At 69.7% G+C, this 17,770-nt stretch carries 19 protein-coding genes; 6 read left to right on the top strand and 13 right to left on the bottom strand.

What is annotated here, in order from left to right:
- Nucleotides 1-5: 5 nt before the first annotated feature.
- Nucleotides 6-791 carry a response regulator gene (locus ASC67_RS10145; RefSeq protein WP_056319068.1) on the bottom strand — a complete coding sequence of 262 codons (786 nt, stop codon included), beginning with the start codon at nt 789-791 and terminating at the stop codon, nt 6-8.
- A gap of 151 nt (nt 792-942) precedes the next feature.
- Between ASC67_RS10145 and ASC67_RS10140 the strand changes: the two genes are divergently transcribed.
- From ASC67_RS10140 to ASC67_RS10130, 3 genes are all read left to right on the top strand, one after another.
- Nucleotides 943-1,434 carry a glutathione peroxidase gene (locus ASC67_RS10140; RefSeq protein WP_056319065.1) on the top strand — a complete coding sequence of 164 codons (492 nt, stop codon included), beginning with the start codon at nt 943-945 and terminating at the stop codon, nt 1,432-1,434.
- A 112-nt stretch (nt 1,435-1,546) separates the two neighbouring features.
- A complete protein-coding gene (locus tag ASC67_RS10135; RefSeq protein ID WP_056319061.1) occupies nt 1,547-2,743 on the top strand; it encodes an amino acid aminotransferase in 1,197 nt (398 codons plus the stop codon).
- Between the two features lie 32 nt (nt 2,744-2,775).
- Nucleotides 2,776-3,201, top strand: coding sequence for a VOC family protein (locus ASC67_RS10130; protein WP_056319057.1), 426 nt, complete (start codon nt 2,776-2,778; stop codon nt 3,199-3,201).
- Between the two features lie 18 nt (nt 3,202-3,219).
- On the opposite strand, the gene ASC67_RS10125 is transcribed toward ASC67_RS10130, so the two are convergent.
- From ASC67_RS10125 to ASC67_RS10080, 10 genes are all read right to left on the bottom strand, one after another.
- Nucleotides 3,220-3,867, bottom strand: a complete 648-nt coding sequence (locus tag ASC67_RS10125; RefSeq protein ID WP_056319054.1) for a glutathione S-transferase family protein — start codon at nt 3,865-3,867, stop codon at nt 3,220-3,222.
- Between the two features lie 10 nt (nt 3,868-3,877).
- Complete coding sequence (locus ASC67_RS10120; protein ID WP_056319049.1) at nt 3,878-4,783, bottom strand: EamA family transporter; 906 nt, start codon at nt 4,781-4,783, stop codon at nt 3,878-3,880.
- A gap of 64 nt (nt 4,784-4,847) precedes the next feature.
- Nucleotides 4,848-5,570 (bottom strand): enoyl-CoA hydratase/isomerase family protein, encoded by a 723-nt coding sequence (locus ASC67_RS10115; protein ID WP_056319045.1) that lies wholly within the window; start codon nt 5,568-5,570, stop codon nt 4,848-4,850.
- Complete coding sequence (locus tag ASC67_RS10110; protein WP_056319042.1) at nt 5,567-6,739, bottom strand: CaiB/BaiF CoA-transferase family protein; 1,173 nt, start codon at nt 6,737-6,739, stop codon at nt 5,567-5,569. Before ASC67_RS10110 ends, ASC67_RS10115 begins: the two co-directional genes overlap by 4 nt.
- Before the next feature lie 74 nt (nt 6,740-6,813).
- Complete coding sequence (locus ASC67_RS10105; RefSeq protein WP_056319039.1) at nt 6,814-7,518, bottom strand: ABC transporter ATP-binding protein; 705 nt, start codon at nt 7,516-7,518, stop codon at nt 6,814-6,816.
- Nucleotides 7,508-9,415 carry an ABC transporter permease subunit gene (locus ASC67_RS10100; protein ID WP_056319036.1) on the bottom strand — a complete coding sequence of 636 codons (1,908 nt, stop codon included), beginning with the start codon at nt 9,413-9,415 and terminating at the stop codon, nt 7,508-7,510. The genes ASC67_RS10105 and ASC67_RS10100 overlap by 11 nt, the downstream gene beginning before the upstream one ends.
- Nucleotides 9,412-10,287, bottom strand: coding sequence for a branched-chain amino acid ABC transporter permease (locus ASC67_RS10095; protein ID WP_056319033.1), 876 nt, complete (start codon nt 10,285-10,287; stop codon nt 9,412-9,414). The genes ASC67_RS10100 and ASC67_RS10095 overlap by 4 nt, the downstream gene beginning before the upstream one ends.
- Before the next feature lie 108 nt (nt 10,288-10,395).
- Nucleotides 10,396-11,751, bottom strand: a complete 1,356-nt coding sequence (locus ASC67_RS10090; protein ID WP_056319029.1) for a substrate-binding protein — start codon at nt 11,749-11,751, stop codon at nt 10,396-10,398.
- Between the two features lie 125 nt (nt 11,752-11,876).
- Nucleotides 11,877-12,050, bottom strand: coding sequence for a rubredoxin (locus ASC67_RS10085; protein WP_011831245.1), 174 nt, complete (start codon nt 12,048-12,050; stop codon nt 11,877-11,879).
- Entirely contained in the window at nt 12,047-13,141 is a 1,095-nt protein-coding gene (locus tag ASC67_RS10080) for a Rieske 2Fe-2S domain-containing protein (RefSeq protein ID WP_056319026.1), read from the bottom strand. Before ASC67_RS10080 ends, ASC67_RS10085 begins: the two co-directional genes overlap by 4 nt.
- Nucleotides 13,142-13,484: 343 nt before the next feature.
- Between ASC67_RS10080 and ASC67_RS10075 the strand changes: the two genes are divergently transcribed.
- The 3 genes from ASC67_RS10075 to ASC67_RS10065 all read left to right on the top strand — a co-directional run bounded on the left by ASC67_RS10075 (nt 13,485) and on the right by ASC67_RS10065 (nt 16,615).
- A complete protein-coding gene (locus tag ASC67_RS10075) occupies nt 13,485-14,285 on the top strand; it encodes an IclR family transcriptional regulator (protein ID WP_056319023.1) in 801 nt (266 codons plus the stop codon).
- Nucleotides 14,286-14,367: 82 nt separating this feature from the next.
- Nucleotides 14,368-15,519, top strand: coding sequence for an NAD(P)/FAD-dependent oxidoreductase (locus tag ASC67_RS10070; protein WP_056319020.1), 1,152 nt, complete (start codon nt 14,368-14,370; stop codon nt 15,517-15,519).
- A gap of 130 nt (nt 15,520-15,649) precedes the next feature.
- Complete coding sequence (locus tag ASC67_RS10065) at nt 15,650-16,615, top strand: cyclase family protein (RefSeq protein WP_082535934.1); 966 nt, start codon at nt 15,650-15,652, stop codon at nt 16,613-16,615.
- Nucleotides 16,616-16,650: 35 nt separating this feature from the next.
- Here the strand turns inward: ASC67_RS10065 and ASC67_RS10060 are convergent, their stop codons facing one another.
- Nucleotides 16,651-17,148 (bottom strand): hypothetical protein, encoded by a 498-nt coding sequence (locus tag ASC67_RS10060; protein WP_056319017.1) that lies wholly within the window; start codon nt 17,146-17,148, stop codon nt 16,651-16,653.
- Between the two features lie 41 nt (nt 17,149-17,189).
- On the bottom strand, nt 17,190-17,738 hold the full coding sequence (locus tag ASC67_RS10055; RefSeq protein ID WP_056319014.1) for a VOC family protein: 549 nt from the start codon (nt 17,736-17,738) through the stop codon (nt 17,190-17,192).
- Nucleotides 17,739-17,770: the final 32 nt, after the last annotated feature.

The raw sequence follows: 17,770 nt of genomic DNA, 5'->3' as shown, positions 1-17,770 counted from the left end.
GCGGTCTAGCGGGCGCGCCGCCGCCGGTTGCTGCAGGTGCGCAGCACCGTCACCAGCTCGGCGGCGTCGATCGGCTTGCCGAGGAAGCCGTCGGCGCCGGCGATCGTCGCGCGCACGCGGTCGCTGGGCGTCGACCGGGCGCTGACCAGCACCACCGTCGGTGCCCCCTTGCGGCGCTGCTTGATCTGCTGGCACAGCGCCAGGCCGTCCATGTCCTTCATCTCCACGTCGCTGAAGACGACGCGGAAGTGCGACGCCTGGAGACGCTCGATCGCGTCCGCGCCGCTCTCCGCCGTCGTGACGCGGCAGCCCAGTTTCTGCAGCTGCACCTGCAGGAGACGGCGCGCGATATCGATGTCGTCGACCACCAGCACGTCGATGTCGAAGCGCGTCTCGTCCACCGCGCGCGGGCGCCTGGCGGGGCGCGCGGCCGCCGTCTTCGGCGCGTAGGGGTCGGCCACCGCCTGGCGCGCGAGCAGCAGCGTCTCGAGTGCGCGCGCCACCTGTCGCGCGTCGATCGGGCGGTGCAGGTGCATCACCGCGCCGGCCGGCACCTGCTGGCCGATGAACACGGCAGCAGCCATGCGGGCGGCGGCGCGCACTTCCTCGACGGCGGCCGGCCGGTCGCCATCGACCACGCAGAAATCGCTGTCGGCGAGCGAGGCGGCCGGCTCGAAGGCAGGCGTCTGGCCCGCCGCCAGCCGGAAGTAGCTTTCGAGCGCCTGCTGCTCGAAGGCACTGAATCCCACCAGTGCCACGCGGTACCGCGGGGTCACGACGGGTTGGGGCATGGGAGGCGGAGCGGTTCGCGCATGGATCGCATGCTCCGCTGCGCTGGCGGGCGCGTCAATCCCACGCCGAGCGCAGTGCCGCATGTCGGCGCGCAGCGACTGGGCCTAGCATCGGTGGGGCCACCGCCGCGAGGCTTCCGGGGATTCCTGCATGACCACCACGACGATCTACGATTTCGAGGCCAGGGCCATCGATGGCCGGGCCGTCTCGCTGGCCGACTACCGCGGCAAGGTGCTGCTGATCGTCAACACCGCCAGCGCCTGCGGCTTCACGCCGCAGTTCGCCGGCCTGCAGTCGCTGTGGCAGGACTACGGCGGGCGCGGGCTGGCGGTGCTGGGCTTCCCGAGCAACGAGTTCGGCGGCCAGGATCCCGGCAGCAACGACGAGATCGCCAGCTTCTGCCAGCTGAACTACGGCGTCAGCTTCCCGATGATGGCGAAGGTCGAGGTCAACGGCGCCGGCGCCCACCCGCTCTACCGGTGGCTGACCGACGAGGCCAAGGGCCTGCTCGGTACGCGGGCGATCAAGTGGAACTTCACGAAGTTCCTGGTCGGGCGCGATGGCCGGGTCCTCGGGCGCTATGCCCCGACCGACAAGCCCGAGAGCCTGAAGCGCGACATCGAGGCCGCGCTCGCGGCCTGAGGCGCGGGCGTGTTCCACGCCGAAGCGAGGTGATGATGTTGCCTCCGGCGGGTTTCGATCGTTCGGGCTAGCCTCGATAATCCTGCCTCCTCCGACCTGACCGCCTGCCGCCATGTTCCAGCACGTCGACGCCTATCCCGGCGACCCGATCCTCAGCCTCAACGAAGACTTCCAGAAGGATCCGCGCGCGGGCAAGGTCAACCTCAGCATCGGCATCTACTTCGACGACGCCGGTCGCATCCCGGTGCTGGGCTCGGTGCAGCGCGCCGAGGCCGAGCTGCTGGCGCGCGGCGGCACCAAGTCCTACCTGCCGATCGAGGGCGCCACCAACCTGCGCACGGCCGTGCAGGCCCTGCTGTTCGGCGCCGGGCACGAGGCCGTGACCGGCCGGCGCATCGCGACGATCCAGTCGGTCGGCTCCAGCGGCGGGCTCAAGGTCGGCGCCGACTTCATCGTGCGCTACTTCCCCGGCAGCGCGGTCTGGGTCAGCGATCCGACCTGGGACAACCACCGCGCGATGTTCGAGGGCGCGGGCCTGACGGTGAACACCTACCCCTACTACGACCCGGCGACCGGGGGGCTGAAGTTCGATGCCATGCTCACCGCACTGCGCGGGCTGCCGCCCCGGAGCATCGTGCTGCTGCATGCCTGCTGCCACAACCCGACCGGCGTCGACCTGAGCGCCGCGCAGTGGGAGGCGCTGATCCCGGTGCTGCGCGAGCGGCAGCTGCTGCCCTACCTGGACCTGGCCTACCAGGGCTTCGGCGACGGCATCGAGGCCGATGCCCACGCGGTGCGGGCGCTGGCTTCGGCCGGCCTGAGCTTCTTCGTCGCCAACTCCTTCAGCAAGAGCATGAGCCTCTATGGCGAGCGGGTCGGCGCGCTGAGTGTCGTCTGCCCCGATGCGGCGCAGGCGGAGAACGTGCTCGGGCAACTCCGTGCCACGGTGCGCCGCAACTACTCCAGCCCGCCGATCCACGGCGGCCAGCTGGCCGCACTGGTGCTCGCCGAGCCCGCGCTGCGAACCCAGTGGGAAGGCGAACTCGCCGCGATGCGCGAACGCATCCTGGCGATGCGCCGTGCGCTGCACGCCGCGCTCACGGCCCGCTTGCCGGGGCGCGACTTCGGCTACTTCCTCAGCCAGCGCGGCATGTTCAGCTACACCGGCCTGAGTGCGGCCCAGGTCGACCTGCTGCGCGAGCGGCATGCCGTCTACCTGGTGCGTTCCGGTCGCGTGTGCGTGGCCGGGCTCAACACCGGCAACGTGCAGACCGTGGCCGAGGCGATGGCCGCGGTGCTGGGCGACTGAACGCAGACGGCCCGGCGCCGAAGGAGGCTGCGATGAGCGACGACAACCCGAGTGCGATCTCTCACGTCTCGATCGGCAGCAACCGTTTCGAGTCGGCGCGCGACTTCTACGACGCCGTGCTCGCCACGCTCGGCGTGCGGCGCCTGATGGAGCATCCCGGTGCGGCCGCCTACGGCAAGGTCTACCCCGAGTTCTGGCTGCAGACACCGATCGACGGTGCGCCGGCCTCGGTGGGCAACGGCAGCCACGTGGGCTTCCTGGCGGCGAGCCGTGCGCAGGTCGATGCCTTCTATGCGGCGGCGGTGGCGGCGGGCGCACGAGGCGATGGCCCGCCCGGCCCGCGCCCGCACTACGGCGCGCCCTACTACGGCTGCTTCGTGCGCGATCTCGACGGCCACAAGATCGAGGCCTCGTTCTGGGACGAGGCGCTGGCGGGCGACGGAACGCCGGGTGGCTGAGCCCCCGGCCCGCGCCGCTCAGACCCAGGGCGTCGCCAGCCCCTCGCGCTCGAACACCTGCCGCACCGCAGGCCGATCGAGCACCCGCTGGAGGTAGGCGCCCAGAGCCGGTTGCGCGCGCGCCGGATGCGCGAAATGGCGCGTCCAGCGGCACAGCATCAGCGCATAGGCATCGACCGCGCTGTAGCGCGCGCCCAGCAGCCACGGCCCGCCATGGCGCTGCAGTTCGGCCTCGAGCAGATCGAGCAGCGCGCCGGTGCGGCCTTCGGCGCAGCTCTTGAGCTCGGCCGCGCCGGCGTCGTTGCCGTCGGTGAGCCAGCGCTCCGGGTAGAAGAACACCATCAGCGTGGCCTGCAGCGTGTTCGTCAGCCACACCAGCCACTTGTAGAAGTGCGCCCGCTCGTCGCTGCCCGGCGGTGGCGCCAGAGCCGCCTGCGGATGGCGGTCGACCAGGTGCAGACAGATCGCCGCGCTCTCGTACAGCACCAGGTCGCCGTCGACCAGCACCGGCACGCGGCCGTTCGGGTTGAGCGCCAGGTAGGCCGGCGAGCGGTGCGCCTGCGCCGCGGTATCGACCGGCCGCAGCACGAAGGGCACGCCGATCTCGGTCAGCAGGATGTGCGGCGCCATCGCCGCGGTGCTGGGCGCGTGGTGGAGTTCGATCATCGTTGCAGGCTCAGGAGACGGTCTCGGTGAAGCGCCGGGTCGCGATCGCGGTGCGCGAGGCCCGGCTGGCCAGCGTGTTGAGCGCCAGGCCGCCCAGCACCAGCGCGGTCGCGCCCAGCTTCCAGCCGGGCAGACTCTCGCCGAGCAGCAGCGACGAGGCCGCCATGCCGAACACCGGCACCAGCAGCGCGGCCGGCGCCACCGTCGCGGCCGGGTGGCGCGCCAGCAGCCAGTTCCAGGCGCCGTAGCCGAACAGCGTGTTGCCCAGCGCCTGCCAGGCCACCGCGGCCCAGGCCCCCGCGCTCGCCTGCGACAGGCTCGTGGCGATGCGGGCCGGGCCCTCGATCAGCAGGCTCAGCACGGCCAGCGCCGGCGCAGCGAACACGCTGATCCAGACCATGAAGCCCAGCATGTCGACCCGGCCGACCGACCGGGCGACCATGTTGGCGCCGGCCCAGCACAAGGCGGCGGTGAGCACCAGCATCAGGCCCAGCACGGTGATGCTGTGCTGGTCGATGTGGCCGGCGATCAGCGCCATGCCGGCGACCGCCAGTCCGAGCGCCAGCGCCTGCAGCGGCCGGGGCCGCTCGCCGTCGAGCAGCATCGCCAGCACGATGGTGAAGAACACCTGCGTCTGGATCACCAGCGAGGCCAGACCCGGCGAGATGTCGGCACGCATCGCATACAGCATCAGCCCGAACAGGCCCAGGCCGTGCAGCGCACCGAAGCCGGCCAGCTTGTGCCAGGGCACGGCCGGCCGCTTGATGAACAGCAGCAGCGGGAACGCCGACAGCGCGAAGCGCAATGTCGTGAACAGCAGCGGCGGCAGCTCGGCCAGGCCCCACTTGATCACGACGAAGTTGGTGCCCCAGACCGCGACCACGGCCAGGGCGAGCAGGAGGTGTGAAAGCGGCATGGCGGCAGTTTAGGAGCCGCGGCCGGTGCCGCGCCGCGATGGGGACAAGGGCCGCCGCGTGGCCTCAGGCGCGACGATAGGCGGCCACCCGCGCATGCAGGCCGCGCCGTCCGACGCTGCGCACCAGGTCCGCGAGGTCGGCGTCGGCGGTGTCGGCATCGGTCAGCGCGAACAGCGTGCGCAGGCTGGCCGCATCGAGCTTGCGGGTCGATTCCACCAGGGCGTCGACCCGTGCCTCCGGTCCTTCGGCGTCCACGAGTTCGGTGAGCAGCCCGCAGCGCAGCGCCGCCGCGGCATCCAGCTCCTCGTTGTGCAGCAGGATGGCGCGTGCGCGCTCGGCGCCGGTGATCGTCGCGAGACGCCGCGTGCCGAGCGCGACGCCGAACTGGAAGCCGGGAAACCGGAACCGCGCCGCCGGCGTGCCGATGCGCACGGCGCACGAGCAGGCGATGTCGGCGCCGGCGCCGTAGGCCGCACCGGCCACCCAGGCGATGGTGAGGAAGCGCGCCTGGCGCAGTCGCGCGAGCAATTCGTTGATGCGCACGAAGCGCAGCAGCAGGTCGCCTTCGGACAACTGCTCGTAGCCGGTGAAATCGAAGCCCGCGCAGAAGTTCCGGCCCTCGCCGCGGATCACCAGCGCCAGCGTCTCGGGGCCGATCGCGTCGAGGCTGGCGTGCAGGTGATCGACCAGCGCCGCCGACAGCGCATTGGCCTTGTCCGGGCGATTGAGGCGCAGCGTGCGCACGCCCTCGGCGGAGGGCGGCGACAGCAGCGCGAACTCGCTCATCGCAGCCACTCCCGGGCCACCGCCTCGGTGTGCTCGCCCAGACGCGGCGGGCGGGCGTCGACCGAGAACTCGTAGCCTGCGATGTGCACCGGAAAGCCGATCGTCGGCGTCTTCAGGCCATTGGGCAGCTCGAGCTCGGCGACCCAGCCGCGCTCCTTGACGTGCGGGTCGGCCAGGATGTCGGCGAAGTCGTTGATCGGTGCGCAGGGCACGCCGCGCCGGTCGAACTCGGCCAGCCAGTCGGCCGCGCTGCGGCGCGCGAAGTGCGGCTGCAGCAGCGCGGCGAGCTCGCGCTGGTTGGCCGCGCGCAGGGTCTGCGTGACGAAACGCGGGTCGGCCTCGAGTTGCGGCTGGTCCACCGCCGCGCAGACCTCGCCCCACAGCTTGTCGTTGCCGGCGGCGATCACGAAGGGCTTGTCGCTGCCCTCGAAGGCCTGGTAGGGCGCATTGCGCGGGTGGGCCGATCCGAGCCGCTGCGGCGCCCGGCCGGTGCCGAAGTACTCGCTGATCTGCAGCGCCGAGATGCCCAGCATGCAACCGAGCATCGAGCAGTCGATCTGCGTACCGACGCCGGTGCGACGCACTTCCATGATGGCGGCGAGGATGGAATAGGCCGCATAGAGCCCGGCGGTGAAGTCGGCCACCGGCACGCCGCACTTCACCGGGATGCTGTCGTTCTCGCCGGTCACGCTCATCAGCCCGCTGATGGCCTGCACGGTGACGTCGAAGGCGCCCTTCTTGGCATAGGGGCCGGCCTGGCCGTAGCCGGTGACCGAGCAGTAGACCAGTTGCGGGCGGCGTTCGCGCAGCGCCTCGTAGCCGAGCCCGAGGCGTTGCATCACGCCCGGACGGAAGTTCTCGAGCACGATGTCGGCCACCGCGCAGAGATCGCGCACGCGGGCCACGTCGGCCGGATCCTTGAGGTTGGCCGCGATGCTGCGCTTGTTGCGGTTCAGCGAGGCGAAGTTGCCGCTGTAGGCTTCGGCGTCGGGTTCGGCGCGCATCAGCGGCGGCCACTGGCGCATGCCGTCGCCGCCGTCGGTGTTCTCGACCTTCACCACGTCGGCGCCCAGGTCCGCGAGCAGCATCCCGCAGAACGGCACGGTGACGATCTGGCCGAACTCGAGCACCTTGAGGCCCGCGAGGGGTCGAAAGGATTCAACTGACATATCCGCTCCTACTGAATCAAACATCTTTCGCTGGTCGTCGGGTCACTGGCCGGGGCGGCGGGCCGGGCTCGCCACTAGACCGACAGGTGGCGCTTCTGCGTTTCCTTGTCGTCCATCAGCGCCTTGGCCGAGCCTTCGTGGACCACCAGGCCGTTGCTGAGCAGGTAGACGCGGTCCGCCAGCGTCAGGCAGGCCTTGACGTTCTGCTCGACGATCACGATCGTCTGGCCTTCCTTCGCCAGTCGGCCGACGACTTCCATCAGTGCGCGCACGATGATCGGTGCCAGCCCCTCGAACGGCTCGTCGAGCATCAGCAGGCGTGGCGACTGGATCAGGGCCCGCGCGATCGACAGCATCTGCTGCTCGCCGCCCGACAGATGCCGGCCGTGCGACTTCTTGCGCTCGCCCAGCCGCGGGAACACCTCGTACATCGCGTCGATGGTCAGCGGCTTGGCGCAGCCCATCGCGGCGAGGACCAGGTTCTCCTCCACCGTCAGGCCGGCGAACACGCGGCGGTCTTCCGGCACCAGTTGGATGCCGGCGCGGGCACGCCCTTCCGGCGAGGCGTCGCGCAATGCACGACCGGCGTACTCGACGACGCCGGACTTCGGCTCCAGCAGGCCCATCACGGTCTTCAGCGTGGTCGTCTTGCCCGAGCCGTTGCGGCCGAGCAGCGCGACGACCTCGCCCTCGGCGACGCGCAGGTTGATGTCGTGCAGTACATGCGATTCGCCGTAGCAGGAGTTCACGTCGCGCAGCGAAAGCAGGTCAGTCGTCATCGCGGCCTCCCATGTAGGCGGTGTGGACGATCGGGTTCTCGCGGATCTCCGCCGGCGGCCCGACCGCGAGGTTGCGGCCCATGTGCAGCACCGCGATGCGGTCGGCCAGACCGAACAGCGCGTCCATGTCGTGCTCGACCACGAGTGTGGTGCGCCCGACGCTGGCCGCCTTGATGACGCCCACCACCTGCACGCGCTCCTCGGGGCTGAGGCCGGCCAGGGGCTCGTCCAGCAGCAGCACGTCGGGCTGGGTGGCCAGCGCGATGCCGATCTCGAGCCGACGCTTCTCGCCGTAGGACAGATCGGACACCGGGCCACCCAGTCGGTCGGACAGGCCCATCATCGCCAGCAACCGGTCGGCGTCCTTCATCAGCTCGCCGTCGCGCTTGACCGAGGCCATCACGTCGAAGCGGAACGCGCCGCGCTGGCGTGCCAGCAGCGGCACCAGCAGGTTCTCGCGCAGGCTCAGCTCGGGGTAGACCTGCACGATCTGGTAGCTCTTGCTGATGCCCATCGCGCAGGCCTCGCGCACGCCCACGCCGGTGATGTTCCTGCCGCGGAAATGCACTTCGCCGCTGGTGGCCGGCATCTCGCCGGTGAGGATGCGGAACAGCGTGCTCTTGCCCGCGCCGTTCGGGCCGATCAGGCCCATGATCTCGCCCTCGCGCACCGACAGGCATACATCCTCCAGCGCCACCAGGCCGCCGAACTGCTTGCGGATGTGGCGCGCCTCGATGGCGGGCACACCCTCGGCACCCGCCTGGACACGCGCCGCGCGCTCTTCGGCGGAGGTCGTGCGCGGCGCAGCCGCCAGGAAGTCGGCGGGCGTCATCGCCGGTGCGAAGGCGGCCAGCTTCTCGCTGGCGGCGGCAGCGGCCTTCGCCACGGCGAGCCGGCGCTTGTGGAAGTAGTGCTGGATCTCGCCGACGATGCCGCGCCGCATCGTCGTGACGGCCAGGATGAACAGCGCGCCGAGGATCAGCTTCCACATGCCGCCGATGCCGGGGATCTGCTGCAGGATGTCGCGCAGGTAGATCCACACCGCCGCGCCGACCAGCGGGCCGATCAGCGTGCGCACGCCACCGACGACGGTCTGCATCACCACCTGGCCCGAGGTGTCGAGCGCGAACGCATCGGGGCCGACATAGCTCTGGAAGATGCCCATCATCGTGCCCGCCAGACCAGCGTAGCCGGCCGCGACGACGAAGGCCGCCATCTTGTAGCGCTGCACGTCGTGCCCGACGGCCAGCGTGCGCTCGGGGTTGATGCGCGTGGCATTGAGCACGCGCCCGAACGGCGAGGTGACCACGCGCCGCGCGAACCAGAACGTGGCGACGAAGATCGCCGCGATCACCGCGTACATGCCCCAGCCCGAGGTCAGCTCGAAGGTCTTGTCGCCGAACTGGAACACCGGGTGCGGCACGCCGGGCAGGCCGTTGTCGCCGCCGGTCCAGCGCGACAGCACCGAGTGCTGGATGAAGAAGCACAGCTCGCCGATCGCGAAGGTGATCATCGAGAAGTAGATGCCCACGCGCTTGAGCGCCACCATCCCGACCAGCACGCTGAACAGCATCGAAGCCAGCACGCCGGCACCGATCGCCAGCAGGAAGTTGGTCACGAGGCCGCTGACCAGCAGGTAGGCGGTCACGAAGCTGCCGGTGCCGAAGAACGCCGCCTGGCCGAACGACAGCATGCCGGCGTAGCCGAACAGGATGTCGAAGCCCAGGCCGAAGATGCCCCACAGCAGGATGCGGATCGCGGTGTCGACCGAACCGCCACCCGCGAGCAGCAGGAAGGGCATCAGCGCGAGCGCCAGGACGATCCAGCATTCGGTCGGCAGCGAGACGGCCAGCCGACGCATGCCACCCGCGCGGGCGGCCAGTTGTTGCGCCGTCATTTCCGTCCCTCCACGCCCATCAGGCCGCGCGGACGGATCGCCAGGATCGCCACCATGGTCATGAACAGGGCCACGTCGCTGTAGGCGGCCTCGAAGATCGCCGTCAGCGTCTGGATCTGGCCGGCGATGAAGCCGCCGATGATGGCGCCGGGGAAGGATCCCAGGCCACCGATCACGACGACGACGAAGGACTGCACCATGAAGCGCGCGCCGACGTCGGGGTTGATCGAGACGATCGGCGCCATCACCACGCCGGCCAGTCCGACGGCCAGCACGCCGATCGCGAACACCACCGCCTTGATCTGCGCCGCACGCAGGCCCAGGATGCGGACCATCAGCGTGTCCTCGATGGCGGCGCGCACGATCAGGCCGAGCCGGGAGTGATAGAGCAGCAGGTAGAACACCAGCAGCGAGAGCGCGGCGATGCCGAACACCACCAGCCGGTACTCCGGGTAGATCACCGGGCCGATCGAGACGGCGCCGGCGGCCCATTCGGGCGCCGGCATGGCGCGGCCGACACCGCCGAAGACGGCGCGCAGGGCTTCCACGATGACGATGCCCAGGCCGAAGGTCAGCAGGATCTGGTCCTCGTGGGGCCGCTGGTAGAAGCGGCTGATCAGCCCGCGCTCGATGACGAAGCCGAAAGCGCAGGTCACGGCGGCCCCGATCACCACGGCGGCGAGGTAGGAGCCGGTCCATTCGAACGCCAGCCAGCCGGCGTAGGCGCCGATCGCGAAGAACGCGCCGTGCGCGAAGTTCACGAGGCCGAGCGTCCCGAGGATGATGGTCAGGCCGCAGCCGACGAGCGCCAGCGTGCCGCCGAGCACCAGGCCGTGGAACACCTGCGATATGACGAGAGGGAGAGGTGGCATTCGAGCCTCCATGGGCCCGCCGCGCGAGCGGCGGCGGGCAGGTCGGATTGAGCGGGCGGATCGGCAGCGGGCCTTCGGGACTCGAATGCGTCCACGCTGCCGGGATCGTCAGGTGAGTTCGCCCATCTTGCAGGTGCCCTGATCGAGCGGCGTCACCGCGTCGGCACCGGGGATCATCTTGATCACCTCGTAGTAGTCGTCCTTGGACTTCATCTCGGAGGGCTTCTTGCCGCGCATCACCGGGACCGGGCGGACCAGCTGGTGATCCTCCGGCCGGTACATCACGTCGCCCAGCGAGGACTTGATCGGCAGCTTCGACTCGAGCGCCTTGATGACCTCCGGCGGGTAGAAGGTCTTGGCACGCTCCACCGCCACGGCCCAGATCATCATCTGCGAGTAGGCGATGTGCGCGGGCCAGTACGGCTTGTACTTGTGCTTGGCCTGGAAGTCGTCGACGAAGATCTTCGCGAGCTCGTTGCTTTCGGCCAGCGACCACCAGAAGTCCATCACGCCGAGCATGTTCTGCGTCACCTCGGGGCCGAGCTGCTGCGCGAGGAAGGGCTGCAGCGTCGGGACCACCAGCGCGGCGTTCTTCATGACACCGAAGTTCTGGGCCTGCTTGATCGAGACCGAGCAGTCGTTGCCGACGGTGCAGTTCACGAACACGTCGGCGCCGCTGTTGGCGATGTTGAGCAGGTAGGTGCTGAAGTCGGCGGTGCCGATCGGACAGACCTGCTTGGACACCGTCTTCCAGCCCATCGGCTCGGTCAGTCGCGCCATCGATTCGAACTGCGTGTGGCCGAAGGTGTAGTCGGGCACCAGGTAGGCCACCTTCTTGTTCTTGCCCAGGCGCTCGGCCATCACCGGCGCCAGCGCGCGCGAGGCCATCGTCGTGCTCGGCTGCGAGCGGAAGCTGTAGCGCTGGCAGTCCTTGCCGGTCACGTCGTCCGAACCGGCCGGGCCGGCCATGTAGAGCACCTTCTCGCGCTGCGCCAGCTTGCCGAGCGCGACCGTCACCGCGCTGCTGTAGCAGCCGGTCATCAGGATCGCCTTGTTGTTGCGGATGAAGCGCGTCTGGCCCTGGATCGCCGACTCGGCCTTGCTCTCGTCGTCGATCACGCCGAAGGTGATGGTCTTGCCCAGCACGCCCTTGCCCTTGAGCTCGGGAATCTTGCCGGCCAGCTTGCCCGAATTCAGGTGCTCGAACGCCAGCTCGAAGCCGAGCTGCTGGTCCTTGCCCTCGGCGGAGTAGGCCCCGGTCAGTGGCACCGATACGCCGATGAACACCGAGCTGCCCTCCGTTCCGGCCGGAAAGTTGCCGAGCGGCGGGAAGCTCTGCGCTCGCGCGTCGCGCATCGCGCCGGGCAGCAGGCACAGCCCGCTCGCGGCCGCGGCGGAAAGCACGAGGCCCCGGCGCGTCGTGTCGGGGGTTGCGTCGAACGCGATAGGTCGCTTGTTTGTCACCTCGATCTCCTTTCGGGAAAACCACCGACAGACCTGCCCGGGCTCTGTCGGCCCGGTGCAGCGATGTCAGCCATTGATCGGCCGACTCCGGCCGACCGCTTGACGCCGCGTGCGCGGCGCCTCGATCACTCTGCGGGCACCATCTCGAACTCGTCCTTGCTGGCCCCGCAGTCGGGGCAGCTCCAGCTGTCGGGCACGTCGGCCCAGGCGGTACCGGGCGCGATGCCTTCCTCGGGCAGGCCGGCGGCCTCGTCGTAGACGAAGCCGCACAGCACGCAGCGCCACTTCAGGGAGTTCATGCAGCAACCGCCTGCGACGCCGGTTGCGATGTCGGTTGAGATTCGGCGGCCACCATGTCGCGCACGATCTCGCGAGCCTTGAGGATGCCGGTGTCCGCGCGCAGATGCATCTCGCCGAGATAGTGCGTGTCGGCCAGGTCGAGCATCTTCTGCTGCTCGGTCAGCGCCCACAGGTCCTGGGCGATCACGCCGGGGAACTTCTCGGCCACGCGCGCGACGGTCGACACGCTCGGATCGGACGGCCAGCGGTGGCCGGCCCGGCAGGCGGCGATGACGCGCCAGCGGTGGTGGCGTTCGTCGACCGGCGTGATCAGGTGCGTGAGGATGTAGCCGCGCTCGTCCTCGGTCTGCAGCCGTCCGGGCGGCGCGCAGCGCAGGTCCACGCGGATCGCCGCCGGCGAGATCATGCTGTGGGTGTGGTGGCGGTCGACCAGTTCGTAGCCGAAGAAGTCTTCCAGGTAGGGAGGGTGGCGGTAGGACTCGGCCTTGCGCACCGAGGTCACCGAACGGTTGCCCTGGACGCCTTCGTGGGAGAACTCGACCGGGATCTCGCTGTTGGCGATGTCGCCGATGTTGCCGTCGTGCAGCGGGTAGAAGTGGCTGATGTCGAGCAGGTTCTCGATCAGCAGCAGGTAGTTCGTGGGCACCTCGGCGTTCTGCACGCGGACGGTTTCCCACTCGGGGCTGGCGAGCTCGGGGATGCGCGGCGGGCGCAGCGCCGGATTCGCTTCCTCGCCCATCCAGATCCAGACCATGCCGTCCTGCTCGACGATCGGATAGGGCCGCAGCTTGGCGCGGCTCGGGATCGCGCGGCCCGGCTGCGACGGGATCTTCACGCACTTGCCGGCGCTGTCGAAGCACAGGCCGTGGTAGGCGCATTCGAGCGTGCCGTCGGCGAGCAGCTTGCCCGCGGCGAGCGGCATGCGCTTGTGGCAGCAGCGGCCGTCGAAGGCCACGACCTCGCCGCCCGCTTCCGGGCGCCACAGCACCAGCGGCAGGCCGACGATCGTCTGGCCGACCAGCTGGCCGGGCGCAAATTCGTCGCTGGTTCCGGCGACGTACCAGAGGTTTCGGATCAGGGTCTCTTTCACTTGGGTCTCCACGGAAGAGTGCAGGAGGCTCGATCGGCCGGACGCACTGCCGATCGATGCCGGCGATGTTGTTCCAAATAACAGAACGCTGTTTCGAATTATTGGAACAATGCTAGCAGTGCCTGACGCGTTGTCAACATCGGTCGGCATCCGGATATACGCGAATGGCGATCCATCAATCCGACTTTCTGAGCGCGATTTGCCGGGCAAAACTCGCGAATTCCGGACCGGTCGTTCTGTCGATCCGGCGCGTCAAACCGGTTCGGGTTCTTGACAGTCCCAGGGCACAGACCTAAGCTCACGGCACAAAGTATCAATATTCAGAACACGTAAGCACCAAAGCATGGACACCACTTTCGTGAAGGGCCTCCAGGTGATCGAGGCGCTGGCGACGCACCCCACCCTGACGGGCGTGACGGAGCTGGCGAAGCACCTGGGGCTGACCAAGAGCAATGCGCACCGCCTGCTGCAGACGCTGGTGGCCTGTGGCTATGTCCGCAACCTCGAGCAGAGCGGCAAGTACGAGCTGACGCTGAAGTTGTGGGAGCTGGGCGCCGCGGTGGTGGGTCGGCTCGACCTGAAGACGGTGGCGGTCGAGTACATGGAGCGCCTGTGCCAGTTGTCCGGTGAAACGGTTCACCTGTCGGTGCTCGAAGGCACGGAGGTGATCTACCTCGACAAGGTCGACAGCCCGCACCCGGTGCGGGCCTATTCGCGGGTCGGCGGTCGGGCCCCGGCGTACTGCGTGGCCACCGGCAAGGCGCTGCTGTCCCATGCCTCGGCTTCGCTGATCGACCAGATTTCGCTCGAGCTCAAGCCGTTCACGCCCTACACGATCACCACGCCGAACGAACTGCGCAACGAGCTCGAGAAGCAGCGCCAGCTCGGCTATGCCGTCAACCGCGGCGAATGGCGCGACGGCGTGTGCGGCATCGCGGCGCCGATCTGGAACGCTGGCGGCCATGTGTGCGCGGCGATCGGCGTCTCCGGTCCGTCCGACCGCTTCAAGCCGCGCAACCTGAAGCTGCTGGCGCCGACCGTGGTGAGCGTGGCTCAGCAGATCTCCGCCCGTCTCGGCTACCGGCCGCAGCGCGACGTCGCCGCGTTCAACGTTCCGTCGGAACTGGTGGCGAGCACGGTCTGAATGCCGACGGCCCCGGGCCGCCCGCCGGCGATGCCGGTGATCGCCCGCCCTCACTCTCACTTCGCGCCAACGGACGCCTGCAATGAACCCCATCGTCGTGATCGGAAGTGGACTGGCCGGCTACACAGTGGCCAAGGAACTGCGCAAGCTCGACCGGGAGGTGGCGGTCACGCTCGTCACCGAGGACGACGGCGCGTTCTACTCGAAGCCCATGCTGTCGAACGCCTTCGCTCTGAAGAAGGCGCCGGCGGCGCTGGCCACGGCCGCCGCCTCCCAACTGGCCGGCGACTACGGCATCGAGATCCTCGCCGGCCATGCGGTCACCCGCATCGACCGGGCGGCGCGCGCGATCGAGGTGGCGGGCCGCAAGCTCGCCTACGACCGCCTGGTGCTGGCTGTCGGAGGGTGGCCTGTCCGGCTTCGGCTGGCCGGCGATGCCGCCGACCGCGTGCTGAGCGTCAACCACCTGGCCGACTACCAGCACTTCCGCCGGCACCTGGAGAGCCATCCGCGCGTGGCCATCCTCGGCGCGGGCCTGGTCGGCTGTGAGTTCGCCAACGACCTGGCGGCGGCCGGCCATGCCGTCGACGTGATCGACATCGCGCCGCGTGCACTGCCGCGCTTCTGGCCGGACCCGATGGCGATCGAGTTCCAGGCGCGGCTGGCCGCGGCCGGCGTGCGCTGGCATCTGTCCGAGGCGGTCGAGCGCATCGACACTGCCCCGGGCGGCCTGCGGATCACGCTGGAGAGCGGCCGCACGCTGGAGGCCGACACGGTGCTGTCGGCCATCGGCCTGGCGGCGAACACGTCGCTCGCCGTGCAGGCCGGCCTGACGGTGAACCGCGGCATCGTCGTCGACCGTCATCTGCAGACGAACGACGAGCACGTCTACGCGCTGGGCGACTGCGCCGAGGTCGACGGGCTGCTGCTGCCGTTCATCATGCCCATCATGCATGCGGCGCGGGCCCTCGCACGCACGCTGAACGGCGAGCGCACGGCGGTCGTCTACCCGGCCATGCCGGTGGTGCTCAAGACGCCGGCCTGGCCGGCGGTGTTCTTTCCGCCGCTGCAGCCGGGCGGCGGCAAGTGGCATGTCGAGCGGGAAGACACGGGCATGCGGGGCTACTACCGCGCTGCCGACGGTCGTCTGCTCGGCGCCGCGCTGGGTGGCAGCTGCACGCGCGAGAAGGACGCGGTGGTGAAGCAGCTGCCCTCGCTGACAGGCAACCCCTGAGCGCGCAGCGCCAGCTGTCGCACCACGGCACATCCTTGGCGGCGCGTGCAAGGCCTGGCCGGACGGGCTATCGTCCGCGGGCATCCGGACGGCGCCCTTCGAGCGCCGCGACACCACGCAAGGAGACTCCATGGTTGAGCACAAGGCGCTGCGGCGCGGAACGGTCGCACTGTCCCTCGCCCTCGGCCTGGCCACCTGCGCGAGCCAGGCCTTCGCCCACGCCGAAGAGTGGTGCAAGTCGAAGTACGGCCCGGCCGACGAGATCGGCGCCGCCAACCTGCTGAGTCCGCAGCTCGCGCTCGACGCCGCGAAGCTGGTGAAGACCGGCAAGACCTACCGGCTCGGCGCCGAGACCAACGCCAAGTCGCCCGCCTATCCGCCGCGCGGCTGGTCGCTCACGGTCACGTCTCCGGGTCAGGCCGGCGGTGCGACCCTCGGGCCGTCCAAGACCAGCTACAACGACGACATCTACGCCGGCTGGGTGGGCGTGGGCAGCCAGATCGACGGGCTGGGCCATGTCGGCATCGACAACGTCTACTACAACTGCTTCAAGAACAGCGAGTTCGTGCAGGTCGACGGCCTGCGCAAGCTCGGCGTCGAGAAGATCCCGCCGTTCGTGACGCGCGGCGTCGTGCTCGACATGACGGCCTACTACGGCCGCGACGTCGTGCCCGAGGGCACGGCCTTCAACCGCAAGGAGATCGACGAGCAGGCCAAGCGCCAGGGCATCGAGATCCGCACCGGCGACGTGGTGCTGTTCCACACCGGCTGGCTGTCGCTGGTGGGCAAGGACGACAAGCGCTTCCTCGCCGGCGAGCCGGGGCTGGGCCGCGAGGGCGCGGCCTACCTCGCGAGCAAGCAGGTGCTCGCGATCGGCGCCGACACCTGGGGGCTGGAGACCATCCCGTTCGAGAAGGAGGCCGGCGTGTTCGAGGTGCACCAGATCCTGCTGGCGAAGAACGGCATCTACATCCTCGAGAACATGAACACCGCCGAACTGGCCCGCGACCGCGCCTGGGAATTCATGTTCGTGCTGAGCGCGGTGCGCGTCACCGGCGGCGTGCAGAGCCTCGTCAATCCGGTCGCGATCCGCTGAGGGCTGCGAGCCCACGCTCGCAGCGGCGGCAAGCCTCAGGGTGGCGGCGTCGGGGGCTCGGCGCGCCGACCGAGGCGGGGCCGCCACAGCGCCAGCGAGACGGCGGCGACGGCGAGCGCCAGGGCCGACCACGCACCAAGGCGCTCGCTGCGCAGCACGGTCGCCAGCGCGGCGGCCGTGGCGTCGGTGGGGCTGGTCAGTGCCTGCACGGCCAGCGTGCGGGCCTGCCGTGCCGCACCGTGCACCTGCGCGAGCGCGATGCCGCAGACCGCGATGCCGATCAGCAACTTGCCGATCAACCAGCGCTGCTCGATCAGTGCGGGCCGCAGCGCGAGCAGCAGCAGGCCGCTCAGCACCATCAGACCGAGCGCCGGCAGCACGACGTTGGACGACACCGACAGGGCGATGTCGCGCGCCGCCAGCAGGCGCGGCGGCGTGTCGGCGGCCACCGAGGCGATTGCGAGCTGCGCCGCCAGCGCGCCGGCGAAGCCGACGCCGCCGAGCAGGTGCAGCAGCCGGAGCAGGGTGCGCACGGCCGAAGCCCGTGAGGCCGTCACACCGCTTCCACGGTGACTCAGGGCCGCGCCGGATACCAGGCCAGCGGCTCGGGCAGCACGAAGTCGGCCGGGATGTCGAAGATCTCGATCGTGGTCGTGATCAGCCCCTCGGTGCCGAAGTAGGCGTAGGGCACGCGGCCCTGCCAGGTGCCCGACTGGATCAGCTCCAGGCCGCGCGCCAGGTAGGTGGCCACGCGCTCGGCATAGGGCAGGCCGTTGCAGCCCTGCGCCACGTGGTGGATGCCTTCACCGTGCTCGCGCAGGAAGTCCTCGTAGATGTTCGGCCCGGTGATCGGCTCGATCACCTCCCACATCATCGTGCCCGAGAACGCCAGCGCGAGCTTCATGCTGTAGCGGCCCGGCTGGCCGTGGTAGGTCATGTCGCTGCAGGTCTCCGGCCCGAACTCGTAGATGCGCCACGGGCCGATGCCCAGCTTCGCCATGCCGGCCAGCGTGCGCTGCATGTCGCGGGTGACCACGCAGGTCTGGATGGTGTCGCCCTGGAAGCTGTTGTCGAGGGCGACTTCGCTGACGACGCGGGGCGTGCTGTGGCTGCTGCTGCTCATGTCGGTGGGGCTCGGTGGTGGGCTCGCGGGCA

Source organism: Methylibium sp. Root1272, assembly GCF_001425905.1.
Lineage (GTDB): Bacteria > Pseudomonadota > Gammaproteobacteria > Burkholderiales > Burkholderiaceae_C > Methylibium.
The sequence above is the reverse complement of the archived record's forward strand: the minus strand, read 5'-3'. Positions and strand labels throughout refer to the sequence as shown.